This is a genomic window from Flavobacterium gelidicaeli (assembly GCF_013294005.1).
Lineage (GTDB): Bacteria > Bacteroidota > Bacteroidia > Flavobacteriales > Flavobacteriaceae > Flavobacterium.
On the sequence record NZ_JABSNK010000034.1, the window covers coordinates 1 to 1454 of the forward strand.

Sequence of the window (1454 nt, forward strand, 5' to 3'; positions counted from 1 at the left end):
CATTGTTGTCCGGTAAAAATAATTTGAAAGTTATTTTTTCTTTATTTTGCAAGGCTTGACGAGGTTTTAACCTAGTTCAGCTTGTTTTCGAGTACTATCTTGAGAATTCGATGTACTAAAAAATATAACTTTTGGTTTGTTATATCGAATTTTATCCAGTTGCTAAATAATCATCAAATAAACCTATTTGACCATCTTTTATATGATCTAATTCCCAGTCTTTTTCAGGGCTTTCTAAGAATTTAGTTAGGTGAATGTAATTGAATAAATGAATTCTACAAAAACTAACTAAATTCGAGAAAGACCATTGTCGTTTCAAGCTTTTCTTTACCACGCCTAGCAATAGATTTACTATTAGAACACAGTAAATTTGGATTTTAATAGCGTTTTCATTGTCTCCTAAAAAATATTTTAGAGGAAAATTTTGCTTGATTTGTTTGAACAAAAGCTCTATTTGCCAACGTATTTTATAAAGTGCAGCTATTGTGTCTGCTCTAAAGTCGAACAAATTACTAATAAACTCAAAGCTTCTTTTGTGTTCTCTGTCATAGTACATTATTTTTCTTAATTTCAATCTGGTTTTTACGCCTTCCTTATTGACTTCAACTTCAATGATTGCGTCCGATAAAACACCGCAGTGAATGTTCCCTTGAATGTCATTTGTTTGTGTTACTTCATATTTTGCATTCTCTTTTATTCTCGTTACAAAACCTGTTTTTTGAGCTGTAAAATGCTCAAAAGCTTTGTAATCATTGTATCCTTTGTCAAATATATAAACGGTATGTTCATCGCATTTTAGCCTTTTCAAAAACTGATGATCATGCGTTGTGGCTGATGTGAACCAAACTAAACTTGGTACCTTTTCATCGGCATTTATCACACTATGCGATTTAATTCCTCCTTTACTTTTTCCGTCAACAGACTTCCTACCAACACATTTTAATATATCTTTAAACAAGCTTATTGTGGTACTATCTACAATCTTAACATCCTTCTTCAAAGCTTCTTTAATTCGACTGTCCGATAAAACGAAGCTATATTTCTGAAGTAAATTGGTATAAATTTCTTCAAAAAACTCAACCTTACGTCCCTTGTTGGCATCCGCCAAAGTACTCTTTTTGGGAAGAGAGTTGATTCTAACAGTTTCTTCCTTACCTGACAAACCAAGCATTCCCCCAGATACTTCTCGTAAAGAGTTGCACTTTTCTATGCAACAAAATATCATACTAAATAGATGATCTTTACTCTTGAAACGTTTTACATATCGGTCTGAATTATATTTCTCAACAGCTTTCTGAATCATGGAGTCATCTATTAAAGAAATTAGCTGTCCGAAAACAGACTTAGTCGAAAAATACTTATTTTTACCCATCGTTATTTGAATTTTGCAACTCTAAATTACGATTATTTTAAGAAGCCATTAATTTGGCTTCTTTTTTTATCGGACAACAATG

1 protein-coding gene is annotated in these 1454 nt (G+C 31.9%); it reads right to left on the reverse strand.

Annotated elements, in window-relative coordinates; genetic code table 11:
• Window positions 1–151 precede the first annotated feature (151 nt).
• A complete protein-coding gene (locus HNP99_RS17575) occupies window positions 152–1372 on the reverse strand; it encodes an IS4 family transposase (RefSeq protein ID WP_173854756.1) in 1221 nt (406 codons plus the stop codon).
• Window positions 1373–1454: the final 82 nt, after the last annotated feature.